Source organism: Paraburkholderia sp. UCT70, from assembly GCF_050434085.1.
Taxonomy (GTDB): Bacteria; Pseudomonadota; Gammaproteobacteria; order Burkholderiales; family Burkholderiaceae; genus Paraburkholderia; species Paraburkholderia tuberum.
Genome location: NZ_JBNPVZ010000002.1, coordinates 544,183 through 569,358, shown reverse-complemented (window position 1 = coordinate 569,358; position 25,176 = coordinate 544,183). Strand labels below are relative to the sequence as shown.

Genomic DNA, 25,176 nt, shown 5'->3' with positions numbered 1-25,176 from the left:
CGTCGCGCCATTTATCCCGCTGTCCGGTTCTGCACGGGCACTTCTGCGCCGGCGCTCCGCGTGGCAGAGTCGCTGAGGTCCGTCCTCGTATTGATGAACCAGGCGGAAACCGAAGCCAACAAGAAGCAGCCGACGAAGAGGTGGAATACGACATTGAAGTCGTCATTCGTCCTGGTCAGGATGTAACCGACGATCAGCGGGGAAAGAAATCCTGCCAGCTGACCCGCCGCATTGACAAAGCCGATTGCCGACCCGACGACCTTGTTCGGCAGCGCGACGTTCGGGATGGTGTACAGCGAACAGCCGGCCATGGTTGAGAAGAAGTAGCCGATCGTCTGAAAGAATACCGCCGTTTCCGCGGTCTCCGCATGGGCCGTCAGATAGGCAAAGATGGCGGCCACGACGCAGCCGAGGACGACAAGCGATTCGCGACGATTGCGGAAGAACTTGTCGGAAAGAAAGCCCGTGATGCAATAGGCAATCGTGCCGACGAGAAATGGCACCGACGCCATAATGCCCATTCTGGCCGTCGAAAGGCCGCGCGCTTTCAGCAGATACGTCGGGAACCAGCTCATGATGCCCCACGAGGCGATGCTGAAGACGAACAAGGTGACGAAGCACCACCAGACCAGCGGCGTTTTCACCAAACCAGCAAAATCCGCTTTGCCGGCAGAGGCAGACAAAGACTTTTCGCTGGTACCGATTTCCTCCAATTCGATCTTCGAAACGTGCTTGCTGTCTTTCGGGCTGTTTCTGATATAGATCCAGCCGAATACGGCCATCGCGACACCGGGTATGAACAGACTCGTGAAAATCGCGCGCCATCCCCACGCGGCCATCACGGCCGCCACGAACAGTGGCGCCAATGCGGGTCCCAGCGCATTAGTGGTCATCATCAGCCCGGTTGCCCGTCCCACTTCGCGCTTTGGGAACCACGCCGACAGTGCCTTGAACGCGGCGGGAGGAAAGAGCGCTTCGCCGATGCCGAACGCGACCCGCACCACCAGCATCAAGGCGAGCGAATTGCACAGCCCGGTAAGCGCGGTGAAAATCGTCCACCAGGTGATGCCGATCGTCGTCATCAGCCGCGGACCGAATCTGTCTGCAAGCAGGCCAGCCGGGATCTGACATAGCGCGTAGCTGAAGAAGAACGCGCTCAGGATTCCACCCATTTCCATCGCGGACAGATGAAACTCGGACGCAATGAATGGAATAGCCGCTGCCATGATCATTCTGTCCATGTAACAGAGCAGATAAATTGCGAACAAAATAAGCAGCACGAGGTAGCGATGTCTCCAACGAAAGCGCATGAGATCTTCCTTATTATTAAATGACAGCGATGACACGAAATCCGAGCTTTAGCCGATCAATTGGCGGTAAGAGAACGACTTGAAATCGGCAGGCTCGCGAAAGCCAAGCATGTCGTTGACGGTGATACCTGCGAATGCCCCCGTGAAGCCGATGGGGGTTGCATATTCATCGCTGAGTTTCGTGAAATCCTTTTCCAGTTCAAGGTCCTTCCAGTCACCGTGCGTCAAGCGATAGAAGAAGCGCAGTTTCGCGTCCACGACGCGAATCCGCAGGTCGATCCCGGTGGCCTCGGGCAGCGTCGCCAGTCGATTGCTGTAGGCGAAGCTGCCGGCATCCATTTCCATGTAGGACAGGATTTTTGTGCCGTCGTCGTCGCGCGTGACGAACAGATAGTAGAAGGTGTTCTCGTCGTAACGCGCCATGAGCCCAGCCATGTGCAAATATGACTTGGGTGAAAATTCCAGCGCGGTTTCGACTTCGAACTGCCAGTCACGGATGCGACAGGCCAACAAGCTTTGATGGAACCGCGAAGTCGGCGACTCTTGCCCCCTTATCCGCAGATAGCCCGGACGTTCGTGAAGATTGCACCAGTCGTCGCCGATGGGGATGCGCAGACTCTGCAGTTCCAGGGGCAGCGCGGCACGTTGTCCGAAATCGATCGTCCAACTGCTGTCGAGCCTTTGCTCGATATCCGAGCCGATCGCAAAAGATTCGGCGGGAACCACTCCGCCACTGGCGAGGCGGGGCCAGTCGGCATGCCATTCGATAGGTGCGACACAGGTTTCACGGCCTAGCGGCGAGCGCTTCGTGTGCGCATCGATTGGTCTCGATCCGAGGTACGTCATGTACCACTGGCCGTTGGGACCCTCGACCAGATTGCCGTGGCCGGTCCGCTGAATCCGTCCATTCGCGTCGCGCGACGTGAGCATCGGCGTATCAGGATGAAGCTCGTATGGACCGAAAATGTCGCGGGACCTGGATACACACGTTGCATGTGTATAGCCTGTGCCCCCCTCCGCTGTGGTCAGGTAGTACCGGTCTCCCTTCTTCAGCAAATGCGGAGCCTCGTAGATCTGACATTTCATGAAGTAATCGGTCTTCAGGTTGGCGCCTTTATAGATGACGTGCTCTTCGCCGATCAGCTTTTCCTCCTGCACCGAGTATTCCCGCAGAACGATTCCGACGAACAGGTCTTCGTAGATACCTCTGAAATCGCGCCGGATATAGGCGAGCCACTTTTTGCCAGATTCGTCGTGGAACAGGGATGGATCGTATCCACCGGACACGAGATGCACGGGCTCCGACCAGGGTCCGGTGATGTCCGGGGCGGTTACGAGGTAGTTGTGCATGTCACGAAGCGGGGAGATCTTCTGCTCGCCTTTCCATGCCTTGGTGTCGGTATAGACGAGCCAATAAAGACCGTCGTGATAGGAGAGGGCTGGCGCCCATATGCCTCCGGACGGCTGCTCTCCGATCAGGTTCAATTGCGATAGCCTGTCGAGAGGCGTGGCCTTGAGTTCCCAGTTGACGAAATCTTTTGATTCGTAAATGAGAACGCCCGGATACCATTCAAACGTTGAAACCGCGATATACCACGCATCCTTGCCACGGCACACGCAAGGATCCGGGTTGAAGCCGCGCAGAACTGGATTTTGAATAGTACTCATCGGGAGGGTATTTTTTGACGTGCTGAGAGGAACAGATCTTCTTTATCGACAACGTTGCGACACCGAGACTTTCCGTCGAAATGAAGGCGCGACGGAAAAACGCATTGTCAGAAGCTTTCGGAATCGCCCACAACCCTCCGCGCCCGCAGAATCACCGGCATATCGACCATCCTCCCATCCACGGCAACCGTGGCGCCATGGCTCGCCTCGACAACCGCAAGCACCCGTTGCGCCCACTCCACCTCGGCGTCACTCCATGCATACGCGCGATGCACCGGCTCGATCTGCTTCGGATGAATGCAAAGCTTGCCGCCGAAACCGAACCGCCGGCCGCGCCGCGCATCAGCTTGCACCGCATCAGCATCGGTAATGGTCGTCGACACGCCATCCACCGGCGCACCAATGCCAGCCAGCCTCGACGCAAGCACGATCTGCGAGCGAAACAGATGCAACTCCTCGCCATCCCCATCGATGCCGAGATCGATCTGAAAATCCAGCGTACCGAATACGATACGCAGCACGCGCGGCGCGCTGCATAACTCCGCAAGATTCGCGAACCCGCGCGCAGTTTCGACAATCGGCAGCACGCTCAACGCCGGATGCGCGTTCGCCAGCACCGCGTTGATCTGTTCGCGCGTCTCAGCCTTCGGCAGCACGATTCCGGCGACGCCGGTCTGCCCAACGAGCGCCGCAACGTCATCTGGAAACCATGGCGTATCCGAGCCATTGATACGCACCCAGGCGGCCCGCGATGCGTTAGCCGACACCGTGGCCACAACCGCCGCACGCGCCGGCACCTTCTGATCCGGCTGCACCGCGTCTTCCAGATCGAGAATCACCGCATCCGCGCCGGCCGCATAGGCCTTGTCAAACCGCTCAGGCCGATTCCCAGGCACGAACAGATACGACCGGGGCAACGCGCTCATGCCGCCACCATCGTGCGCGAAGTTGCATCGAATACCGAGCCAATCTGCTTCTCTTCGGCAATATGCCATGCGCGGCGAAGCAGTTGCGCCGCCTCCTCTTCGCTAGCCGCACCCGAAAACGCCGCCAGCCGATGCAGCTTCGTCGCAATCTCGTCGCGCGACAAGGTATTGCCTGGATCGCCCTTCGGCTCATCGACACGCCCATCGAACACGCGGCCGTCGGTCGTCGTCACCGTGACCTTGCCGATCCAGCGTGCGGGATAGGCGGCGTCGACTTCAGCGTCGAGCGCCATTGTGACCTTGTCGCGAAACGCGGCGATCTCGCTCGCGTCGAAACCCCGCTCGAATTCGGTCACGCCGGCATAGCCGTGATGCGCGACCAGCCCGAGCACTGTGCCCATGTTGAACTTCGCCTGATGTACGCTGCGCGGCGCGACCACGGGACCGAGGACATCGATCGCGCCTTGATGCACGTGCGCGACGACCTTCGCGATGTCGCGCGGCGCGAAACGATGCGTCTGCACGACGGCGAGCAGCGCATCGGCGGCCGGATGCGTATGGCGGCACGCCGCGTGATACTTGAACGACGTCTCCGCGGTCGCCCAGCGGCTGCCAAGCCGATCGACGAGGCGCGCCGGATCGGCGTCGCTCGACATGCCCGCGGCCATGCCCTGGGCGCCTTCGAGAATGTGCGTCGCGCCCTTGAAGCCGTCGGCGGCGAGTTGCGCGGCCATCAGGCCGTTCGCGGCGGCCATCGCGGTGTGCAGTTGCTTCGAGTCGGCGGCGTCGCGCAGAAATTCCCATAGGCCGCTCGCCTGCGTGCCCGCCGAGCCGAACGCATCGAGCATCCGCGACGGCAACAAACCCAGCAAGCGTCCTGCCGTTGCCGCGGCCGCGACCGTGCCGACCGTGCCCGTGGTGTGAAACACCTTGTAGTGCGAGCGCCCGAGAAATTCGCCGATGCGAATGCCGACCTCGTATCCCGCCACCGCCGCCGCGATGAAGTCGCGCCCCGACGCTCGCTTTGCCTGTGCCAACGCGAGCGCAACCGGAAACACCACGGTCGCCGGATGAAACACCGAGCCATTGTGCACGTCGTCCTGTTCGGCGAAATGCGATGCCGCGCCGTTGATCATCGCGGCGAAATACGGCGTGGTGCGACCGCGGTCGATCAGCACCTCGCAGAGGCCCTCGTTCGTCGCCCCCGCTGCCGTGCGTGCGAACCGCGCGATCGTCTCGACCGGGCGCGCGCCTTTGCCTGCCAGCGCCGAGCCGAGCCAATCGACGTACAGGTTGACGGTACGCTCGACGACCCCGTGCGGGATGCGGTGGAAGTCGAGTTGCGCGGCGAAAGTGGCAAGCGTGAGACTGGGATGGTCGTTCATGGGGTCGTTACCGAATCAGATCGTGCCCGCCGCGCGCAGCGCGTCGATACGCCCATTGTCGTAGCCAAGCTCACGCAGAATTGCTTCCGTATGTTGACCAAGCGTGGGCACAGGGTCCATTCGCGGCTCGAGGTCGGAAGGCAGACCGGGCGGCCGCAATGCGGGTATCGTCCCCGTTGCCGTGCCGACTTCCTGCCAGCGCTCGCGCGCCTTCAGTTGCGGATGCGCCCACACGTCGGCGAGCGTATTCATCTGCGCGTTCGCGATGCCTGCCTCATCGAGTCGATCGATCACGTGCGCCGCGCTCTGCTTCGCGAACGCCGCGACGATCACCTCGCGCAAGGCGTCGCGCGCCGCAGTGCGTTTCGAGTTCGATGCAAAGCGTTCGTCGGTTGCCAGTTCAGGCTGTTCGAGCACGCGCTCGCAGAACAGCTTCCATTCCCGTTCGTTCTGCAGGCCAAGCATGACCGTCTTGCCATCGCCAGCGGGAAACGGGCCATAAGGATAGATCGTTGCATGCGCGGCGCCCGCAAGCGCGGGCTGCGACTGACCGTCGATCGCGTAGTAGAGCGGATAACCCATCCACTCGACCATGCTCTCGAGCATCGATACATCGATGCGGCAACCGCGCCCTGTGCGCCCACGCTGCAACAGCGCGCTCAGGACGTTCGAATACGCGTACATGCCCGCCGCGATATCGGCGATCGAACAGCCCGCTTTCGCTGGCGCGCCGGGCGAACCGGTGATCGACAGGAAGCCGGACTCGCTTTGAATCAGCAGGTCGTACGCCTTCTTGTCGCGATACGGACCGTCCGCGCCGTAGCCGGAAATATCGCAGACGATCAACTTCGGATACTTGTGGCTCAATGTGTCGTAGCCGAGGCCAAGCCGTTCGGCCGCGCCTGGCGCGAGGTTCTGCACGAGCACGTCGGCATCGGCAACCAACGCATCGAGAATCTCGGCCGCCGCTGGCTGCTTCAGGTCTAGCGAAAGACTCTCCTTCGAGCGATTGGTCCACACGAAGTGCGACGACAGCCCATGCACACGTTCGTCATAGCCGCGCGCGAAATCGCCGACGCCGGGCCGTTCGATCTTGATCACGCGCGCCCCGAGATCGGCCAGTTGACGCGTGCAGAACGGCGCGGCAATCGCGTGTTCGAGCGTGATGACCTTGATACCGTCGAGTGGTCTCATGATGTCCGCCAGCGGGTCAGAACGAACGCGGCAGCCCGAGGATATGCTCGGCCACGTACGAGAGAATCAGATTGGTCGATATCGGCGCGACTTGATACAGACGCGTTTCACGAAACTTGCGCTCGATGTCGTACTCGCACGCGAAGCCGAAGCCGCCGTGAAATTGCAGGCACGCATTGGCCGCTTCCCACGACGCATCCGCCGCGAGCAACTTCGCCATATTCGCCTGCGCACCGCACGGTTGATGTGCGTCGAAACGACGTGCCGCTTCGAAGCGCATCAGGCTCGCTGCCTCGACGTTGATGAACGAGCGCGCGATCGGAAACTGCACGCCCTGGTTCTGTCCGATCGGCCGGCCGAACACGACGCGCTCCTTCGCGTATTCGGTGACTTTATCGACAAACCAGTAACCGTCGCCGATGCATTCCGCGGCGATCAGCGTGCGCTCCGCGTTCAGGCCATCGAGAATGTATTTGAAGCCTTGCCCTTCCTCGCCGATCAGATTCTCGGCCGGAATTTCGAGGTTGTCGAAAAAGAGCTCGTTGGTCTCGTGATTGACCATGTTCAGAATCGGCTGCACGGTCAGGCCATGACCGATCGCCTCGCGCAGATCGACGATGAAGATCGACATGCCCTCTGATTTCCTCTTCACGTCCGCGAGCGAAGTGGTGCGTGCGAGCAGAATCATCAGGTCCGAGTGTTGCACGCGCGAGATCCACACCTTCTGACCGTTGATCACGTAACGGTCACCGCGCCGCTCTGCGGTCGTCTTGATCTTCGTCGTATCGGTGCCGGTGGTCGGTTCGGTCACGCCCATCGATTGCAAACGCAGGTCGCCGTTCGCGATCTTCGGCAGATACTTGCGCTTCTGTTCTTCCGAACCGTGCCGCAGCAGCGTGCCCATGTTGTACATCTGCCCGTGGCACGCGCCCGAGTTGCCGCCCGCGCGATTGATCTCCTCCATGATCACCGACGCTTCCGTGAGCCCGAGCCCCGAGCCGCCGAAGTCCTGCGGAATCAGCGCGGCGAGCCAGCCGGCCTTCGTCAGCGCGTCGACGAACTCTTCCGGATAGCCGCGCGCCTCGTCGATCTTGCGAAAGTACTCGCCGGAAAACTGCTGACACAGATCGCGCACGGCCTCGCGAATGTCCTGGAACGAATCGTGTTGCGTGGTTTGCATAGTCGAGTCTCGCGGAATTCAGGCGAGCGCGGCGGTCGCGCGCATGGTCAGATAACCTTCGTGGTCCTTCGCCCACAGGTCGATGGTCTTGCCGTCGGCGGCGGGCTTGCCGCATACCGTGAACGGCTGGTCCGCGAACGTGGGGCGAAGCGCGCGAAACGCGAAGCTTTGCAGCGTCGCTTGCGGCAGTTCTCGGCGCACGAGATCGATCAGCAGCGTCGCGATCAGCGGGCCATGCACGACGAGGCCCGGATAGCCTTCGACCTGCGTGACATAAGGATGGTCGTAGTGAATGCGATGGCCGTTGAAAGTCAGCGCCGAGTAGCGCAACAGCATCACGGCATCGGCGTCGATCGTGCGGCGCCATGTTTCGTCTTCGGGCGCGGGCGCCGGCTGTTGCGGCCGCGTGCCCTCCTGCGGCGCGTCGCGATAGACGATGTCGTGCTCCTCTTCGAGCTTCAACTCACCATCGACTTCGATCGTATGTTGCACGGTGACGAACACGAGGCGGCCCGAGCGGCCGGTCTTGTCCTCGATATTGGCGATCGTCGACGTGCGCCGCGCATGCTCGCCGATCTTCAGCGGCGCATGAAACGTGAGCCGGCCGCCAGCCCACATGCGGCGCGGCAGTGACACGGGCGGCAGAAAACCGCCACGCTTCGGATGTCCGTCGGGACCGACTTCGGATAGCGGCGTGACCGGCAGAAAGTACAGCCAGTGCCACAACGGCGGCACGGTGTTACCGTTTTCCTCCCGATCGAGCGTGGCGGCAAGCGCCTTCAATGGAAACGCGGTGATGTCGTCTTCGGCCACCGCCTGCTTGTTGAGCCAATCGTCGAGTTTCTCTGGGGCAGCGGACATGACGGAGTCTCCAGATTCAGTGTGTTGATCCTCGTGAGGGCCCACTATGACCGACGCGCGGCGTTCCGCGAAGTTCGATTTTCCGAAGCGGGCCTTTGTTTTTCGTTAAGACGTTGAGCCCAGCGAGCGGCGCTGACGATCTGTTGTCAGCGCGATCGGCGGTTCGATGTGGCTTGACCTTAGTGCCGGGCCGCGACGGCACCCCTGCGCCTGTTCGCTTATTTGAGCCCGAGCCGTTTAGCCAGCCGATTCAGATTCGCCCGGTCCAGCCCCAGCTCGCGCGCGACCGCCGCCCAGTTCTGCCTGTTGCGGATCAGCGCTTCGAGAACGAGATTGCGTTCGAACTCGGTGACCGCGCTGCGAAAGTCTTTCGTCTCGCTTTCCTCGCTCTGCGTGGCGATTTGATTGGCTTCATGATCTTGTGCGTCCGGCAACGCGAAGTCCGCGGCCGTCAACGTCAGAATACGGCGGCGCTCACGATTGGCCGCCAACGCCTTCAGTGCACTGCGTCCGATCAGATGCTCCAGTTCGCGCACATTGCCGGGCCATGAGTAGTGCAGCAATGCGGCCTGCGCGTCAGCCGCAAGGCGCAGGCTCAGCAAACCGAGCCGGGAGCGATTGTCTTCGAGGAAGAAGCCCGCCAGCAGTAGCACGTCGCGGCCACGCTCGCGCAACGGCGGTACGCGTAGCGGATACACGCTGAGGCGATGATAGAGGTCGGCGCGAAAGCGGCCCGCGCGCACTTCTTCGGCGAGGTCGCGATTGGTTGCGGCGATGAGCCGCACGTCGACTCTGTGTTCGTGGTCCGAGCCGATGCGCTGCAACTGGCCGTTCTGCAGCACGCGCAACAGCTTTGCCTGCACCGCGAGGGGCAACTCACCGACTTCGTCGAGGAAAATGGTGCCGCCGTCCGCGAGTTCGAACTTGCCGCGTCGATCCGCCGAGGCTCCCGAAAACGCGCCGCGCACGTGCCCGAACAGTTCGCTCTCGACGAGCGTATCGGGCAACGCCGCGCAGTTCAGGCTGATCAGCGGCTTGTTCGCGCGCGGCGACAGCGCGTGGATCGCATTGGCGACAAGTTCCTTGCCGACGCCGGTCTCGCCGGTGACGAGCACGGTCAGATCGCTGGCGGCCACCACCTCGATGTCCTTGATCATGCGGCGATGCGCGTCGCTGCTGCCGATCAGCTCGCGCCGGCTCTCGCTGCTCGCCAGCCGATACGCTTCCGCGCGGCGCTGCGCCTCCTCGCCATTGCGCGCCAACGCGTCGATGCGTTCGACGACGCTCACGGTCGCGGCCGCGAGGCCGAGAAACGCCTGCAGCGAGGCCATGTCGAGTGTGTCGAAGCGCGCCGGGTCGAGTGCGTCGAGCGTGAGCAAGCCCCAAGGCTCGCCTCGGATGAACAGCGGGCACCCCAGACAGTCGTGCACTTCGAGGTGCCCGGCCGCCATGCCTTGGACGAGGCCATCGTAGGGATCGGGCAGACCGGAATCGGCGGCGAAGCGCGTCGGCCCTGGCTGGGCCAGCAGCTCCTGAAAGCGCGGATGCTCGGCGACGCGAAAACGCCGCCCGAGCGTATCGCTGCTCAAGCCGTCGATGGCGAGCGGCACCAGCGTATCGCCTTCGAGGCGTAGCAGAGCCGCCGCGTCGCCCGGAAATAGCGAGCGCAGCGCGCTGAGCAGCCGCCGATAACGCTCGCGCTCGGACAGCTCGCGCGACAGGTCGAGAATCAGCGGGGTAAGAACATCGAGGACCGCCCCTGTAGTCAGATCGACTGCGGGTCGAGTCTTTTCGACTAGGGTCGAATGAACCATGTTAATTGCCAGATCGTTGATCTAAATGCATTTTATACCTGGCACGAATCGTGGATCGTAAAGGCAGTCTGCCGAAACCGGCTGTGACATTCGCTGATAGACAGACGCTCACTCAGACTCTCACCAGGACTTAAAAACATGCTATCCGCCGAACACCGCGCCATCATCAAAGCAACCGTGCCGCTCCTGGAAAGCGGCGGCGAGGCGCTCACCACGCACTTCTACAATCTGATGCTCAGCGAGCATCCGGAAGTGCGCCCGATGTTCAATCAAGCCAATCAGGCAAGCGGCGCGCAACCGCGCGCGTTGGCCAACGGCGTGCTGATGTATGCGCGCCATATCGATCAGTTCGAGCAGTTGGGCGGGCTAGTCGCGCAGATCATCAACAAGCACGTGTCGCTGAACGTGCAGCCTGAGCACTATCCGATCGTCGGCAAGTGTCTGCTGCGCGCGATTCGCGAAGTACTCGGCGCGGACGTCGCAACCGACGCCGTGATCGAAGCGTGGGCCGCCGCGTATCAACAACTCGCCGATCTGCTGATCGGCCTCGAAGAGAAGATCTACGCCGAAAGCGCAGCAGCGCCCGGCGGCTGGCGCGGCACGCGGTTGTTCCGCGTCGCGCGCAAAGTGCGTGAAAGCGACGAGATCACGTCGTTCTATCTGCGTCCCGATGACGGCGGCGAATTGCTCGCGTTTCAGCCGGGTCAGTACATTGGCGTGCGTCTGGTGATCGGCGGCGAAGAAGTGCGTCGCAACTATTCGCTGTCCGCAATGAGCGATGGCCGCGAATATCGCATCAGCGTGAAGCGTGAACCGAATGGCACCGTGTCGAAGTATCTGCACGAGCAGATCAAGGAAAACGACTCGCTCGAGCTGTTCGCGCCGTCCGGCGAATTTACGCTGCAACCTGGCGACAAGCCGTTGGTGCTGATCAGCGGCGGTGTTGGCATTACGCCGACGATGGCGATGCTGGAGGCCGCGCTGAAGACCAATCGTACGGTGCATTTCATTCACGCGGCCCGTCATGGTGGCGTGCATGCATTCCGCGGCGCAATCGATGCATTGGCCGCACGCCATCCGCAACTGAAGCGCTTCTATTGCTACGAGGAGCGCCGTGATGGCGATGCCGAAGCGCACGCGGTCGGTTACGTCGACGAAGCGAATCTGAAGAAGTGGTTGCCGGAAACGCGCGATGTCGACGTGTATTTCCTCGGGCCCGTCGCGTTCATGAAGGCGATCAAGAAAGGCCTGAAGACGATCGGCGTGCCGGAATCGCAGAGCCGTTATGAGTTCTTTGGGCCGGCTGCCGCGCTCGAATAACGCACTCGAGTAATCGACGAGTACTTGCCCTCTTTGAATCGCTGCGAAGCGCATTCGAAGACGGGCATGTTCGGGCTTCGATCACGCCGGCGGTTTGGCCTCGTAAAAAGCGGGCCAAATCTGCTGCGCCTTCTAGCGCTCCCTCCTGCGGCGAAACGCCCACCAGCCCGTCAGCCCGGTAAAACCGGCGACCAGCACTACCATCAGCCAGAAGCCACGCTTGTTCTCGGCGAGCGGAATGCCACCGACGTTCATGCCGAAGAAACCGGCGACGATATTGATCGGCATCACCAGCACCGTGACCAGCGTCAGCGTAAATAGCGTCCGGTTGTTCTGCTCCTCGAGGCGCGAGGTGATTTCTTCCTGCAGCAATCTGACCCGCTCGATCAATCCCGCTACGTCCGAAAGCACGACCGAGAACTCCTCCGTCGATTCACGCAGATCTTGCACGTCTTCCGCATGAAGCCAGCGAGGCGGCCTCGCCAGCAAGCGGAAAATCGCGCCCGGTTCGGGTGCCAGCATGCGTTGCAGGCGTGTCAGCGTGCGGCGCATCGCGCCGAGGTCCAGGCGGTTTTGCGTCGGCCGTTGCGACAGAAAGCGATCCTCGATTCGATCGACGTCGGCACTGGTTCGGCGGACGATCTGCACGAGCAGGTCGGCCTGGTCGCGCATCAGATGAACTAGCAGTTCGGCAGGTGACCTGAATATTTCACCTTCGCGCACCGACGCGCGCAAACGGTCAACCGAGCGCAGCGGCTTCAGCCGCGCCGTCACGATGAGCCGCTTATGTGCGTAGATCCACAGCGTCGCGATTTCTGACGGGATGAATTCGAGGTTGAACATGACGTCGTTGACGACCGCGCGCAGTGCGCCGTCCGCGTGCTCGATCCGCGTCGAATGCGAGCCTTCGCGCAAGGCGTCGAAAAAGGTTTCGGGCAGATCGAGTTGTGACCGCATCCAGCGCTCGCTCGCGCTATGCGCGAGATTGAAATGAAGCCATAGAAACTCGCCAGCGTCCGTCGCGCTAGTGCCGGCATCGTCCTCGCGCTCGCGGAACCGGTCGATGACTTCGTCCGCGTCGATCGGCCGCCCGGCGAGCGTCGGCGAAAACCGGAAATCGCAGACCATACCCGACGAATCCGCGCCGTAGGTTTGCATTGCCAGATCTGATTTCATAGGTCGTTCGATGCCAGCGCTTCCGAAAGGAATACGTGAGCATAGCGCGAACAATTGAAAGAGAGTTGACGCGCGCACTTTCCGGCGTCGTATTGTCGAATTGTGGCGGCTGAATTGTCTCCGAAACGTCATCTCTGCCGATGACGGCCGCGTAAGCGCAAAAACCCCACCGCGGCGGGTGGGGTTTCTGACTGGGGAGGAGCCTGACGATTACCTACTTTCACACGGGCAATCCGCACTATCATCGGCGTGGAGTCGTTTCACGGTCCTGTTCGGGATGGGAAGGGGTGGGACCGACTCGCTATGGTCATCAGGCATGACGGGTTGCTGCGTCGCAGGGTTGGAGTCAACCGGTTGCGCCACAGCCAATCGGGAAGAAGCGTAAAGGATTCGGGTGGGGGGTTGTGTTGTTTCTGGCACAACACCGATCTCAACCGTGTGCGTGTTCCTGCCCCCTTCGGGGGTGGGGTCCGGGTAAGCGCTTTGCATGGGCCCGGAGTAAGTGCTGAAGCACTAACTCCGGCCGACAGCTGAAGCGCTCACGCTGACCGCAAAACACACCGGTTATAGGATCAAGCCTTACGGGCAATTAGTATCAGTTAGCTCAGTACATTACTGTACGTGCACACCTGACCTATCAACGTCCTGGTCTTGAACGACCCTTCAAGGGGCTCGAAGCCCCGGGGATATCTCATCTTAAGGCGAGTTTCCCGCTTAGATGCTTTCAGCGGTTATCTCTTCCGAACATAGCTACCCGGCGATGCCACTGGCGTGACAACCGGTACACCAGAGGTTCGTCCACTCCGGTCCTCTCGTACTAGGAGCAGCCCCCTTCAAATATCCAGCGCCCACGGCAGATAGGGACCAAACTGTCTCACGACGTTTTAAACCCAGCTCACGTACCTCTTTAAATGGCGAACAGCCATACCCTTGGGACCGGCTACAGCCCCAGGATGAGATGAGCCGACATCGAGGTGCCAAACACCGCCGTCGATATGAACTCTTGGGCGGTATCAGCCTGTTATCCCCAGAGTACCTTTTATCCGTTGAGCGATGGCCCTTCCATACAGAACCACCGGATCACTATGACCTGCTTTCGCACCTGTTCGACTTGTCAGTCTCACAGTCAAGCACGCTTATGCCATTGCACTATCAGCACGATTTCCGACCGTACCTAGCGTACCTTCGTACTCCTCCGTTACACTTTGGGAGGAGACCGCCCCAGTCAAACTGCCTACCATGCACTGTCCCCGACCCGGATCACGGGCCAAGGTTAGAACCTCAAACAGATCAGGGTGGTATTTCAAGGACGGCTCCACGCAGACTGGCGTCCACGCTTCATAGCCTCCCACCTATCCTACACAGACCGGTTCAAAGTCCAATGCAAAGCTACAGTAAAGGTTCATGGGGTCTTTCCGTCTAGCCGCGGGGAGATTGCATCATCACAAACACTTCAACTTCGCTGAGTCTCGGGAGGAGACAGTGTGGCCATCGTTACGCCATTCGTGCAGGTCGGAACTTACCCGACAAGGAATTTCGCTACCTTAGGACCGTTATAGTTACGGCCGCCGTTTACCGGGACTTCAATCAGGAGCTTGCACCCCATCATTTAATCTTCCGGCACCGGGCAGGCGTCACACCCTATACGTCCACTTTCGTGTTTGCAGAGTGCTGTGTTTTTATTAAACAGTCGCAGCCACCAGTTTATTGCAACCCTTTCACCCTTCTGGCGCAGGCCAGTCAGGCTATGAGGGCGTACCTTATCCCGAAGTTACGGTACCAATTTGCCGAGTTCCTTCTCCCGAGTTCTCTCAAGCGCCTTAGAATACTCATCTCGCCCACCTGTGTCGGTTTGCGGTACGGTCACTGTGAAACTGAAGCTTAGAGGCTTTTCCTGGAACCCCTTCCAGTTGCTTCGTCGCCTGAGCGACTCGCCTCGCACCCTTGAATTCCGCGCCCGGATTTGCCAAAGCGCCTTCTCCAATGCAAGGACCGGGACTTCCAACACCCGGACAACCTTCCGCGATCCGTCCCCCCATCGCATTTCACAATGGTGCAGAAATATTAATCTGCTTCCCATCAGCTACGCATTTCTGCCTCGCCTTAGGGGCCGACTCACCCTACGCCGATGAACGTTGCGTAGGAAACCTTGGGCTTACGGCGAGGGGGCCTTTCACCCCCTTTATCGCTACTCATGTCAGCATTCGCACTTCCGATACCTCCAGCACACTTTCCAGTGCACCTTCGCAGGCTTACGGAACGCTCTCCTACCATGCACATTGCTGTGCATCCGCAGCTTCGGTATATGGCTTAGCCCCGTTACATCTTCCGCGCAGGACGACTCGATCAGTGAGCTATTACGCTTTCTTTAAAGGGTGGCTGCTTCTAAGCCAACCTCCTGACTGTTTTAGCCTTCCCACTTCGTTTCCCACTTAGCCATATTTGGGGACCTTAGCTGGCGGTCTGGGTTGTTTCCCTCTTGACACCGGACGTTAGCACCCGATGTCTGTCTCCCGTGATTGCACTCTTCGGTATTCGGAGTTTGCTATGGCGTAGTAATCCGCAATGGACCCCACAACCATGACAGTGCTCTACCCCCGAAGGTGATACACGAGGCACTACCTAAATAGTTTTCGGAGAGAACCAGCTATTTCCAGGTTTGTTTAGCCTTTCACCCCTATCCACAGCTCATCCCCTAACTTTTCAACGTTAGTGGGTTCGGTCCTCCAGCACGTGTTACCGTGCCTTCAACCTGGCCATGGATAGATCACCTGGTTTCGGGTCTACACCCAGCGACTGGACGCCCTGTTCGGACTCGCTTTCGCTACGCCTGCCCTAATCGGTTAAGCTCGCCACTGAATGTAAGTCGCTGACCCATTATACAAAAGGTACGCCGTCACCCCTTCGCAGAGGCTCCGACTGTTTGTATGCATGCGGTTTCAGGATCTGTTTCACTCCCCTCCCGGGGTTCTTTTCGCCTTTCCCTCACGGTACTGGTTCACTATCGGTCGATCACGAGTATTTAGCCTTGGAGGATGGTCCCCCCATCTTCAGACAGGATTTCACGTGTCCCGCCCTACTTCTCGTACACCCAGTTCTTCCATGCTGTTTTCGTCTACAGGGCTATCACCTGCTATGGCCGCACTTTCCAGAGCGTTCGACTAACAATACAGATAACGTGTACAGGCTGATCCCATTTCGCTCGCCACTACTCTGGGAATCTCGGTTGATTTCTTTTCCTGCGGTTACTTAGATGTTTCAGTTCACCGCGTTCGCCTCACGCAGCCTATGGATTCAGCTACGGATACTCCATTAGGAGTGGGTTTCCCCATTCGGACATCTCCGGATCAATGCTCGTTTGCCAGCTCCCCGGAGCTTTTCGCAGGCTACCGCGTCCTTCATCGCCTGTGATCGCCAAGGCATCCACCACATGCACTTGTTCGCTTGACCCTATAACGGGTGTGTCTCTGTCGACCAGTGTTAGCGCTTTAGCGCTTACTCTGGTCCCATCCCCGGAGGGGACAGGTTCCCAAAGGAGTCGACCATTCACGTTCCGTTACAGGTTGAGTATTCGTGTTGCGCCGTATTCCAAGGCAATCTTTCGATCACCTTTAAAATACATCGATACAATCACAACCCTGATTCACCTACTCACACACCCATCTCCAGGTATGCTTTCGTGAATCTCTTTACTACTTCTTCCTGATTGTTAAAGAACGGCAGCCGGTATGAAGCCTGTGCCTCATACCGCCCTGACTGGCTCAATCGCCAATGCGCAACGCTCTGCCTTCAGGCAGAACCCTGCGCATTGAGGATTGGTGGAGGATGACGGGATCGAACCGACGACCCCCTGCTTGCAAAGCAGGTGCTCTCCCAGCTGAGCTAATCCCCCAGTCCCACAGCTATTCCAGCGGCCCCAGCCCTTCAGCTCACCAGACAAGACCGTGGTGGGTCTGGATGGATTCGAACCATCGACCCCCGCCTTATCAAGACGGTGCTCTAACCGGCTGAGCTACAGACCCCTGATGTCTGTCTGCGTTGCTTCCATTAACCACAGCCGATAAGCGTGAGCACTTGAGTGCAGTGAATGCACAGCTCTGGAAAGGAGGTGATCCAGCCGCACCTTCCGATACGGCTACCTTGTTACGACTTCACCCCAGTCATGAATCCTACCGTGGTGACCGTCCTCCTTGCGGTTAGACTAGCCACTTCTGGTAAAACCCACTCCCATGGTGTGACGGGCGGTGTGTACAAGACCCGGGAACGTATTCACCGCGGCATGCTGATCCGCGATTACTAGCGATTCCAGCTTCACGCACCCGAGTTGCAGAGTGCGATCCGGACTACGATCGGTTTTCCGGGATTGGCTCCACCTCGCGGCTTGGCAACCCTCTGTTCCGACCATTGTATGACGTGTGAAGCCCTACCCATAAGGGCCATGAGGACTTGACGTCATCCCCACCTTCCTCCGGTTTGTCACCGGCAGTCTCCCTGGAGTGCTCTTGCGTAGCAACTAGGGACAAGGGTTGCGCTCGTTGCGGGACTTAACCCAACATCTCACGACACGAGCTGACGACAGCCATGCAGCACCTGTGTTACGGCTCCCTTTCGGGCACTCCCGCCTCTCGGCAGGATTCCATACATGTCAAGGGTAGGTAAGGTTTTTCGCGTTGCATCGAATTAATCCACATCATCCACCGCTTGTGCGGGTCCCCGTCAATTCCTTTGAGTTTTAATCTTGCGACCGTACTCCCCAGGCGGTCAACTTCACGCGTTAGCTACGTTACCAAGCCAATGAAGGCCCGACAACCAGTTGACATCGTTTAGGGCGTGGACTACCAGGGTATCTAATCCTGTTTGCTCCCCACGCTTTCGTGCATGAGCGTCAGTATTGGCCCAGGGGGCTGCCTTCGCCATCGGTGTTCCTCCACATCTCTACGCATTTCACTGCTACACGTGGAATTCCACCCCCCTCTGCCATACTCCAGCGCTGCAGTCACCAATGCAGTTCCCAGGTTAAGCCCGGGGATTTCACATCGGTCTTACAGCACCGCCTGCGCACGCTTTACGCCCAGTAATTCCGATTAACGCTCGCACCCTACGTATTACCGCGGCTGCTGGCACGTAGTTAGCCGGTGCTTATTCTTCCGGTACCGTCATCCCTCACGGATATTAGCCACGAGGTTTTCTTTCCGGACAAAAGTGCTTTACAACCCGAAGGCCTTCTTCACACACGCGGCATTGCTGGATCAGGCTTGCGCCCATTGTCCAAAATTCCCCACTGCTGCCTCCCGTAGGAGTCTGGGCCGTGTCTCAGTCCCAGTGTGGCTGGTCGTCCTCTCAGACCAGCTACAGATCGTCGGCTTGGTAGGCCTTTACCCCACCAACTACCTAATCTGCCATCGGCCGCCCCTTGAGCGCGAGGTCTTGCGATCCCCCGCTTTCCTCTCCCGAGCGTATGCGGTATTAATCCGGCTTTCGCCGGGCTATCCCCCACTCCAGGACACGTTCCGATGTATTACTCACCCGTTCGCCACTCGCCACCAGGGTTGCCCCCGTGCTGCCGTTCGACTTGCATGTGTAAGGCATGCCGCCAGCGTTCAATCTGAGCCAGGATCAAACTCTTCAGTTCAAACCTGTTACTGTTTTCGGGCTCTCTCGAACCCGGTCGCTCACTCAACGTACTGACGATGATTGATCCGTCTTCCGACAGACAAACCTTCCTCCAATACTGTGTGAGGCTTCTGATACTTCTGCCTGACAGCAGATTCCACAGAATCCGCCGCCGCATTCCGCATCAAGCGCCCACACTTATCGACTGTTAGTTTTTAAAGATCGGTCCGCCAAACCCGCCGCGCCTGAACCACCACTACCCGGCACTGCTTCGTTTGCGTCGCTGCGTCTGCAGCAGAGAAGCGGGATTATGGAGAGCGGTCGACAACGCGTCAATACCCTTCTCACAATTTATTTTAAAAAGTTGAAGAGCTTAAAAATTGAGCAGCGCCGCGTGCAACCTGAATTAGTTAGGCTTCCAATTGAATTCTCCGGAGCGCCGCGGCGAAAGGAAGAGATGAGTGGAGTTGCGAAAAGCCGTTAAGCAGCTTTTCCACAGAAAATGTTTGCAAGGCTGTGGATAACCGCTCCACAACCGCGGCAAGTGCTTGATCCAAAACCATTCTCGCGCGTTGCGCGCGAAGCATGGCCGCTTGCGCGGCCACGTGTCACCGTCACAATCAGGCGGACTTCATCGTCACCCGCGCATTCGTACGCATAAAAGCGCTGCGCTCGACCATCGCGCCAAACAGCAGCCCGATCGTCGTCCACATGACCACCTGCATGCCGATCGCCGCGACGCGGAACTTCCACAGCAGCACAGCCGGGAACGCGGCCGGCACTTCATTGATGACCGGCATCGACAGTTGCACGGCCGCGATGACCACAACGAACAAGAGCCCCGCGACGATCGAACCGTTCCACGCACCCAGCTTCGCCGCCGCGCGACGCCGCACCTTCAGCGAAAACACCATCGTCGCGAGCGAAATCGCGATCATCAGAAAGAACAGGCCCGTGCGCGTGCCGATCGTCTCCGGATCACCGATCGACGGCGGATTAGCCGGATACTTGATATTCGGCACGATCACGAGCGTCATGAACGCGCCAAGCGCGAGCCACGCGGACAGCGCGCGCACGCTCAACGTACCCGCGCGTCCATACGCATACGCAAACACCAGCGAGAACAGGCCGCCAAATGCCGCGCCATACGTGACCACGCCAGTCAGCAGGCCGAGGCCAGCCTGCGTCTGACGGCTCACGATTTCGGGCTCGGGCGCATCGCCGCGCGCGGCGGCCGCTTTTTCTTCGAATGAAATGGCATGATCGACCTGTGGTTCGCCGACGATTCGCGCGAACGCGAACGTGAGCAAGCCCGCGACGATGCCCGCGAGCATCCCGCGCACCAACAATTTACCTACCATGTCGAACTCCGTTAGTGGCAGGGAAAGCCGAGCAGATGGCGGCCGTCGTGCACGAACTCATGCACGTACATGCCGGGCACGAGCGACGTCGCGCCCTGTTCCGCACCAACGAAGTAAAGCGCGAGCAACAGCAGCAAGCCGCCGAACACGACCCACGGCAGCAGTTCGCGCAAAGGAATGGGAGTGGGTTGGGCCGCCGGTTGCGCAGCGCGATCAAGAACAGCTTCGGTCATGATGGACATCTCCTGGGGGTGACGCGCCCCGAAAGTCGATTGCAGAGGAATGGTGCGAAGCTCAGGTCTGGCTTTCGGCTCTTGTGGATTGCAATGCCGATTACAGTGGCGCGACCGCGCCGGGCTCTCACCGGCTTCCGTGCTTCGCAGTGCCACCATTCTACGCGCTAAACTGCGGCTTCCGTGACGGCGAGGGTTACCTCGCAACGCTCGCCGCGAACCGATGAAACCTCGCAGGCAAGTGCAAATGGAGCGCCAACGCAAAGAAAATGGATACGCGACTACTACTGGTGAGCCACGCGGCAACGGCCGCGCAGCGCGCGGGCCGCTTCCCTGCCGACGATCCGCTCGACGCGCGCGGTCGCGCCGAAGCCGAAGCGGCGCGACCGCGTCTCGCGCTTCCCGCCGACGGCGCCGTGTTCACCAGCCCCGCCGCCAGCGCGCGCGAAACGGCCGCCGCTCTCGGTCTGAGCGCCACGCCTGCCGACGCATTGGCGGATATCGACTATGGCAAATGGCGCGGCCAGCGCCTCGCGGACATTGCCGACGAAACGCCCCGCGAACTCGCCGCCTGGATACGCGAGCCCGACGCCGCGCCGCCCGGCGGCGAATCGTTCGGTCAACTCGTGCAGCGGGTTGGAGAATGGCTCGACGCGCAGCAGGCAGATGTGCGTTCATGCAATGCCGTCAACGAAGCAAGCTTCGCGGCCTTTGCGCACAGTCGAACCATCGTCGCAATCACCCACGCGACTCTGCTGCGAGCGGCAATCGTGCACGCCCTCGGCGCATCGCCAACCGTGTTCTGTCGCATCGAGATCGCGCCGCTGTCGGTCGTCGAATTACGCCACTCGCGACGCGGCTGGTCGTGGTGGCCCGCCACCGCCTGAACGGCACCGCCGCTTACCTGCCCGACACCACGAGCCGCAACCGGTTGGCCCCCTCGGGCGTCAGCGTGATTTCGGTGCGTCGATCCTTCGCGCCGAGATAAAAGTGCTGACGTCCCGGCGAATTCTGATCGTGCGTTGCATCGGGCAGGCAGGACGCGACGTCGGCCGCGACCGCTTCCAATGCATCCGCGTTCGAGCCCGCCGCCTGATGCGGCGTCCACGTGCACTGGAAACTTCGATGCGCGGCCGAACATTGCGCGTCATCGCCATAAGGTTGCGCAACGCCTTTGCCGTCGTCGGGTGTCAGCGAGGCGAAGCCGTCCGGCGCCGCGGCCACGATCCGTTTGAGCGCACCGCAAGGTCTGGGGCTATCGTCGGCGGATGCACTGACCGGCAGCAGCGCAACGAGCGATGCCGCGGTAAGCGCGATAGCGGAAAGTCGATAGGTTTTCATGGTGTGCGTGAAGCTTCCAAAGTGCTGCTGAAGAACAACTCGCAGCGAGCCACCTTTAACAGCACGCTTCATGCCCATGCGCGCGAGGCCCGAGCACGCAGGCAATGCACGACGGCACACAAATTGCGTAGCGCCATACCGGCCGTGACATCGCGCCCGTTTCGATCAAAGCCACTGCCGACGTCATCTCAACCATCATGTCGACCACTACCGCCGCCCCTACCCCCGCCCGCATATCGTCGGGCATCGAAGGCATCGACGACATCCTGGGCGGTGGTCTTACGCCGAACCGCATGTACCTCGTGGAGGGTGTGCCAGGCACGGGTAAGACCACCCTCGCGTTGCAATTCTTACTCAAGGGCCTGCACGAAGGGCAGACCGGCCTTTATATCGCGCTGTCCGAAACCCGTGCTGAACTGCTCGCGATCGGCGCGAGCCATGGTCGGGATCTGAGCCGTTTCACGATACCTGTTCCGCTATTTCGAGCACCACGGCGAAGTGCTGACGGCAATAACCGCCGTCAAGAGCCGCGCGAACGATCATGAACGCACGATCCGCCAGTTCCGCCTCGGCACCGAAGGCGTCGAGGTCGGCGAAGCGCTGCGCGACTTCGAGGGCGTGCTGTCGGGGCTGCCCTTGTATCGCGGCAGCACCGCGATGCTCGGCGCGACGAACCATCTGATCGATACGTCAGGACAGTGAGCGATGGAGCAGCGTCCTCATCCTCGCACCGTTCGGCTGCTCGCCTGAATCAAGCTCAAGTAAATCAAGTAGACCACTTGCATCAAAATGCCCATTAAATCGCGGCGCACTGCACACCCAACGATTCTGTAAACCCACCTCCTGGCCACCGATTTAATGCCGCTGTCGCATTCGCGCCGCAGACTCCTCCGGTTCGGCCACGATTTCCAATTCAATAGTTTGCTAACGAATATTTTGGAAATACAATACCGGCCATGTCGAATCTCGATGCCCTGCGCCGCACCGTCAGCAGCACGCTGGTCGTCGCCGCCAGAAAGTGGCGGCGCACGAGTCATGGTGTGCTCGCGGCCTTCAACGTATCCGAAGCGTGCGCGACGCCGCTTCTGACCGCGAGCCGGCTCGGCTCGGCGGTGCGTCAGGTCACGCTCGCCGATCACATCGGCATCGAGGGGCCGTCCCTCGTGCGGCTGCTCGACCAGTTGTGCGCGGCCGGCCTGATGCGCCGCGACGAAGATCCCGAAGACCGCCGCGCGAAGACCGTCGTACTGACCGACGAAGGCCGCGCCGTCACCGCGAAGATGGAAGAGGAGCTGGTCAAGTTGCGCGCGCAGGCGCTCAAAGGCGTATCGCGCGACGATCTCGAAGCCGCCCTGCGCGTGCTCGACGCATTCACGGCCGATGCCGCTGGACGCGCCGAACCGGGAAGCGTCGAGCGCGACACGCGTCACGAACGCGCGCAGCCCGTGCGCCCGGAATCGGTCAGGCACGAGGCCACGAAGCGCACCTCGTCGGCGAAGCGCGAGCCCGCCAAAGGCGAGGCGCTTGCCAGCAAGGTCAAACGGACGAGCGGCAAAAGCGCTGCCAAAACGGCCGGCAAATCACGCGGCACCGCCAAGGCGCGCAAGTCCACCAAGCGCGGCGCGCGAGCCACCGCGCCGCACAACGCAGATTCCGCGTAACGGTTTATGGTCTATCCCACTCTCCGCGACTGGCTGTTTTCCGTCAAAACGTTCGCCGCGGCCATGCTCGCGCTTTACATCGGCCTCGCGTTCGAACTGCCGCGGCCGTACTGGGCGATGGCGACCGTCTACATCGTGTCGAACCCGTTCGTCGGCGCGACCCGCTCGAAGGCGATCTATCGTGCGCTGGGCACTGCGCTCGGCGCGTCGGGCGCGGTGCTGCTGGTGCCGCCGTTCGTCGAATCGCCGTACCTGTTCAGCGTGATCGTCGCGGCGTGGACCGGCACGATGCTCTACCTCGCGGTGTCCGACCGCACCGCGCGCAGCTACGTGTTCATGCTGGCCGCCTATACGATGCCGATCATCGCGCTGCCGTCGGTGACGAATCCGACCGGCGTCTTCGATCTCGCCGTGAGCCGGACCGAGGAGATCATTCTCGGCATCGTCTGTGCGAGCATCGTCGGCAGCGCGGTGTTTCCGAGCCGGCTCGCGCCGACGATCATCGAGCGCACCGACGCATGGTTTCGCGACGCCGCGTTCTACGCGACCGAAACGCTGTCGGGCCGCATCGCAAGCTCGGCGATTTCCGGCGCTCGGCAACGACTCGCGAGCACGATCAACGGTCTCGAACTGCTGCTGAGCCAGCTCGCCTACGATCACACGCGGCCCGACGTCCTCGCGCGCGCGCATGAACTACGTGGCCGCATGCAACTGCTGCTGCCGATCATGTCGTCGCTCGCCGATCCGCTGCTCGCGCTCTACAACAACGGCCCGCAACACTGGCCCGAAGGACTTCAGACGCTGATCGACGACGTCATCAAGTGGTTCAACCAACCGCTGCCCGCGCCGAGCGAGGGTTATCACGCGGACGAGACCGCCAACGCGCTGCGCGCGCGCGTCGCCGCGATGCACCCGCCCGCCGCCGCGCTCACGCATTGGGACGGCGCGCTGCTGTCGAATGCACTGTGGCGCCTGGGGCAAGTGATCGACGTGTGGCAAGACTGCCGCTCGCTGCGCATCATCATCACGCGCGAGGAAGGTTCGTGGCGGCCGCATTTCCGTCACTGGCGACTCGGCGGCACCGCGCGCTTCTACGATCGCGGCATGATGCTGTTCGCGGCCGTGTCGGCGGCCGCGGCTGTGGTGCTCGCGTGCGCGCTGTGGATCGGCTCGGGCTGGAACGACGGCGCGAGCGCGGTCACGCTCGCGGCGGTCGCCTGCTGCTTCTTCGCCGCGCTCGACGAGCCCGCGCCGTTCGTGTTCCGCTTCTTCCTCGCGACTGGCGTCGCCGTCGTGGCCGCGGGTCTCTATCTGTTCGTCGTGCTGCCACAGGTGCACGACTTCCCGATGCTGGTAGTCCTGTTCGCCGCGCCGTTCATTCTGGTCGGCACGCTGATTCCGCGTCCGCAGTTCAACATGGTGACGGTGCTGGTCGCGGTGAACACGGCCACCTTCATCAGCATTCAGGACGCGTACGACGCGAACTTCCTGACGTTCCTGAACGCAAACCTCGCGGGCCTCTCCGGCCTGCTCTATGCATACCTGTGGACCCGTGCAACGCGCCCATTCGGCGCCGAGCTGGCCGCGGCGCGCCTGTTGCGCTCGAGCTGGGCCGACGTCGCGCTGACCGCGTCGACGCGGCCGATCGAAGATCCGCGCAATCTCGCCGCGCGCATGCTCGATCGGCTGATGCAATTGATCCCGCGCCTCGCGGCCACCGACGATTATCGCCATCCGTCGATCGAGAGCTTCCGCGATCTGCGCATCGGGTTCAACGCGCTGGACCTGCGCCGCCTCACACGCAAGCTCGGCGGCGAAACGGCCGGCGCGATCGACCATGTCCTCGATGGAGTGCGTACATACTACGAGAGCTGCATCGATCGACGCCACCGCGAGCCGGTGCCGGACAGCCTGATGTCGTTGATCGACGTGGCCGTCGCGCGCGTCACCGCGCAGGGGCTCGCCAACGCCGCGGCGCCGACCGAGACCTCGAAGACCTCGGCGCGTCAGTTGCGCGATGCGCTGCACGCGCTGGTCGGCTTGCGTCTTTCGCTGTTTCCGGCGACCCTCACGAAACCAACGCCGACCGAACCGGAGGCCGCCGCGTGACGCACCCATTCTTGCGCCCCTGCT

The 25,176-nt window shown here is 60.9% G+C and carries 16 protein-coding genes, 2 tRNA genes, 3 rRNA genes and 1 pseudogene; 5 read left to right on the top strand and 17 right to left on the bottom strand.

Features of this window, described 5'->3' with window-relative positions:
• Nucleotides 1-11: 11 nt before the first annotated feature.
• The 8 genes from OKW41_RS04875 to norR form a co-directional block, all read right to left on the bottom strand.
• Entirely contained in the window at nt 12-1,310 is a 1,299-nt protein-coding gene (locus tag OKW41_RS04875) for an MFS transporter (RefSeq protein ID WP_429571737.1), read from the bottom strand.
• A gap of 48 nt (nt 1,311-1,358) precedes the next feature.
• A complete protein-coding gene (locus OKW41_RS04870) occupies nt 1,359-2,978 on the bottom strand; it encodes a glycoside hydrolase family 43 protein (RefSeq protein WP_429571736.1) in 1,620 nt (539 codons plus the stop codon).
• 107 nt (nt 2,979-3,085) lie between these two features.
• Nucleotides 3,086-3,904, bottom strand: coding sequence for an HpcH/HpaI aldolase/citrate lyase family protein (locus OKW41_RS04865; protein ID WP_429571735.1), 819 nt, complete (start codon nt 3,902-3,904; stop codon nt 3,086-3,088).
• A complete protein-coding gene (locus tag OKW41_RS04860) occupies nt 3,901-5,289 on the bottom strand; it encodes an MmgE/PrpD family protein (protein WP_429571734.1) in 1,389 nt (462 codons plus the stop codon). Before OKW41_RS04860 ends, OKW41_RS04865 begins: the two co-directional genes overlap by 4 nt.
• 15 nt (nt 5,290-5,304) lie before the next feature.
• On the bottom strand, nt 5,305-6,483 hold the full coding sequence (locus OKW41_RS04855; protein ID WP_429445093.1) for a CaiB/BaiF CoA transferase family protein: 1,179 nt from the start codon (nt 6,481-6,483) through the stop codon (nt 5,305-5,307).
• A gap of 16 nt (nt 6,484-6,499) precedes the next feature.
• Entirely contained in the window at nt 6,500-7,663 is a 1,164-nt protein-coding gene (locus OKW41_RS04850; protein WP_429571733.1) for an acyl-CoA dehydrogenase family protein, read from the bottom strand.
• Between the two features lie 18 nt (nt 7,664-7,681).
• A complete protein-coding gene (locus OKW41_RS04845) occupies nt 7,682-8,524 on the bottom strand; it encodes an FAS1-like dehydratase domain-containing protein (RefSeq protein ID WP_429571732.1) in 843 nt (280 codons plus the stop codon).
• A 218-nt stretch (nt 8,525-8,742) separates the two neighbouring features.
• Nucleotides 8,743-10,338, bottom strand: coding sequence for a nitric oxide reductase transcriptional regulator NorR (gene norR / locus OKW41_RS04840; RefSeq protein WP_429571731.1), 1,596 nt, complete (start codon nt 10,336-10,338; stop codon nt 8,743-8,745).
• A 138-nt stretch (nt 10,339-10,476) separates the two neighbouring features.
• On the opposite strand from norR, the gene hmpA reads away from it, so the two are divergent.
• Complete coding sequence (gene hmpA, locus OKW41_RS04835) at nt 10,477-11,658, top strand: NO-inducible flavohemoprotein (RefSeq protein ID WP_429571730.1); 1,182 nt, start codon at nt 10,477-10,479, stop codon at nt 11,656-11,658.
• Nucleotides 11,659-11,790: 132 nt separating this feature from the next.
• On the opposite strand, the gene OKW41_RS04830 is transcribed toward hmpA, so the two are convergent.
• The 8 genes from OKW41_RS04830 to OKW41_RS04795 all read right to left on the bottom strand — a co-directional run bounded on the left by OKW41_RS04830 (nt 11,791) and on the right by OKW41_RS04795 (nt 20,041).
• On the bottom strand, nt 11,791-12,834 hold the full coding sequence (locus OKW41_RS04830; RefSeq protein ID WP_429571729.1) for a transporter: 1,044 nt from the start codon (nt 12,832-12,834) through the stop codon (nt 11,791-11,793).
• Nucleotides 12,835-13,035: 201 nt separating this feature from the next.
• A 5S ribosomal RNA gene (rrf, locus tag OKW41_RS04825) occupies nt 13,036-13,149 on the bottom strand.
• A 253-nt stretch (nt 13,150-13,402) separates the two neighbouring features.
• Nucleotides 13,403-16,284 (bottom strand): 23S ribosomal RNA (locus OKW41_RS04820).
• A 366-nt stretch (nt 16,285-16,650) separates the two neighbouring features.
• Nucleotides 16,651-16,726, bottom strand: a tRNA-Ala gene (locus OKW41_RS04815).
• A gap of 53 nt (nt 16,727-16,779) precedes the next feature.
• Nucleotides 16,780-16,856 (bottom strand) — tRNA-Ile (locus OKW41_RS04810).
• Between the two features lie 79 nt (nt 16,857-16,935).
• A 16S ribosomal RNA gene (locus OKW41_RS04805) occupies nt 16,936-18,466 on the bottom strand.
• The 16S, 23S and 5S rRNA genes sit together here with 2 tRNA genes alongside, the layout of an rRNA operon.
• A gap of 601 nt (nt 18,467-19,067) precedes the next feature.
• Nucleotides 19,068-19,808: a CbtA family protein gene (locus OKW41_RS04800; RefSeq protein ID WP_429571728.1), complete on the bottom strand. Its 741-nt coding sequence runs from the start codon at nt 19,806-19,808 to the stop codon at nt 19,068-19,070.
• Nucleotides 19,809-19,819: 11 nt separating this feature from the next.
• Nucleotides 19,820-20,041 carry a CbtB domain-containing protein gene (locus tag OKW41_RS04795; RefSeq protein ID WP_184011521.1) on the bottom strand — a complete coding sequence of 74 codons (222 nt, stop codon included), beginning with the start codon at nt 20,039-20,041 and terminating at the stop codon, nt 19,820-19,822.
• Nucleotides 20,042-20,310: 269 nt separating this feature from the next.
• On the opposite strand from OKW41_RS04795, the gene OKW41_RS04790 reads away from it, so the two are divergent.
• Entirely contained in the window at nt 20,311-20,928 is a 618-nt protein-coding gene (locus OKW41_RS04790) for a histidine phosphatase family protein (RefSeq protein ID WP_429571727.1), read from the top strand.
• Between the two features lie 13 nt (nt 20,929-20,941).
• Here OKW41_RS04790 and OKW41_RS04785 read toward each other — a convergent pair whose 3' ends face one another.
• Nucleotides 20,942-21,382, bottom strand: coding sequence for a hypothetical protein (locus tag OKW41_RS04785; RefSeq protein WP_429445079.1), 441 nt, complete (start codon nt 21,380-21,382; stop codon nt 20,942-20,944).
• A gap of 227 nt (nt 21,383-21,609) precedes the next feature.
• Here OKW41_RS04785 and OKW41_RS04780 point away from each other — a divergent pair.
• From OKW41_RS04780 to OKW41_RS04770, 3 genes and pseudogenes are all read left to right on the top strand, one after another.
• Nucleotides 21,610-22,084 (top strand): annotated as a pseudogene (locus OKW41_RS04780) (ATPase domain-containing protein); the annotation flags it as partial.
• Nucleotides 22,085-22,338: 254 nt separating this feature from the next.
• Complete coding sequence (locus OKW41_RS04775) at nt 22,339-23,043, top strand: MarR family winged helix-turn-helix transcriptional regulator (RefSeq protein ID WP_429571726.1); 705 nt, start codon at nt 22,339-22,341, stop codon at nt 23,041-23,043.
• Nucleotides 23,044-23,049: 6 nt separating this feature from the next.
• Entirely contained in the window at nt 23,050-25,152 is a 2,103-nt protein-coding gene (locus tag OKW41_RS04770) for an FUSC family protein (RefSeq protein ID WP_429571725.1), read from the top strand.
• Nucleotides 25,153-25,176: the final 24 nt, after the last annotated feature.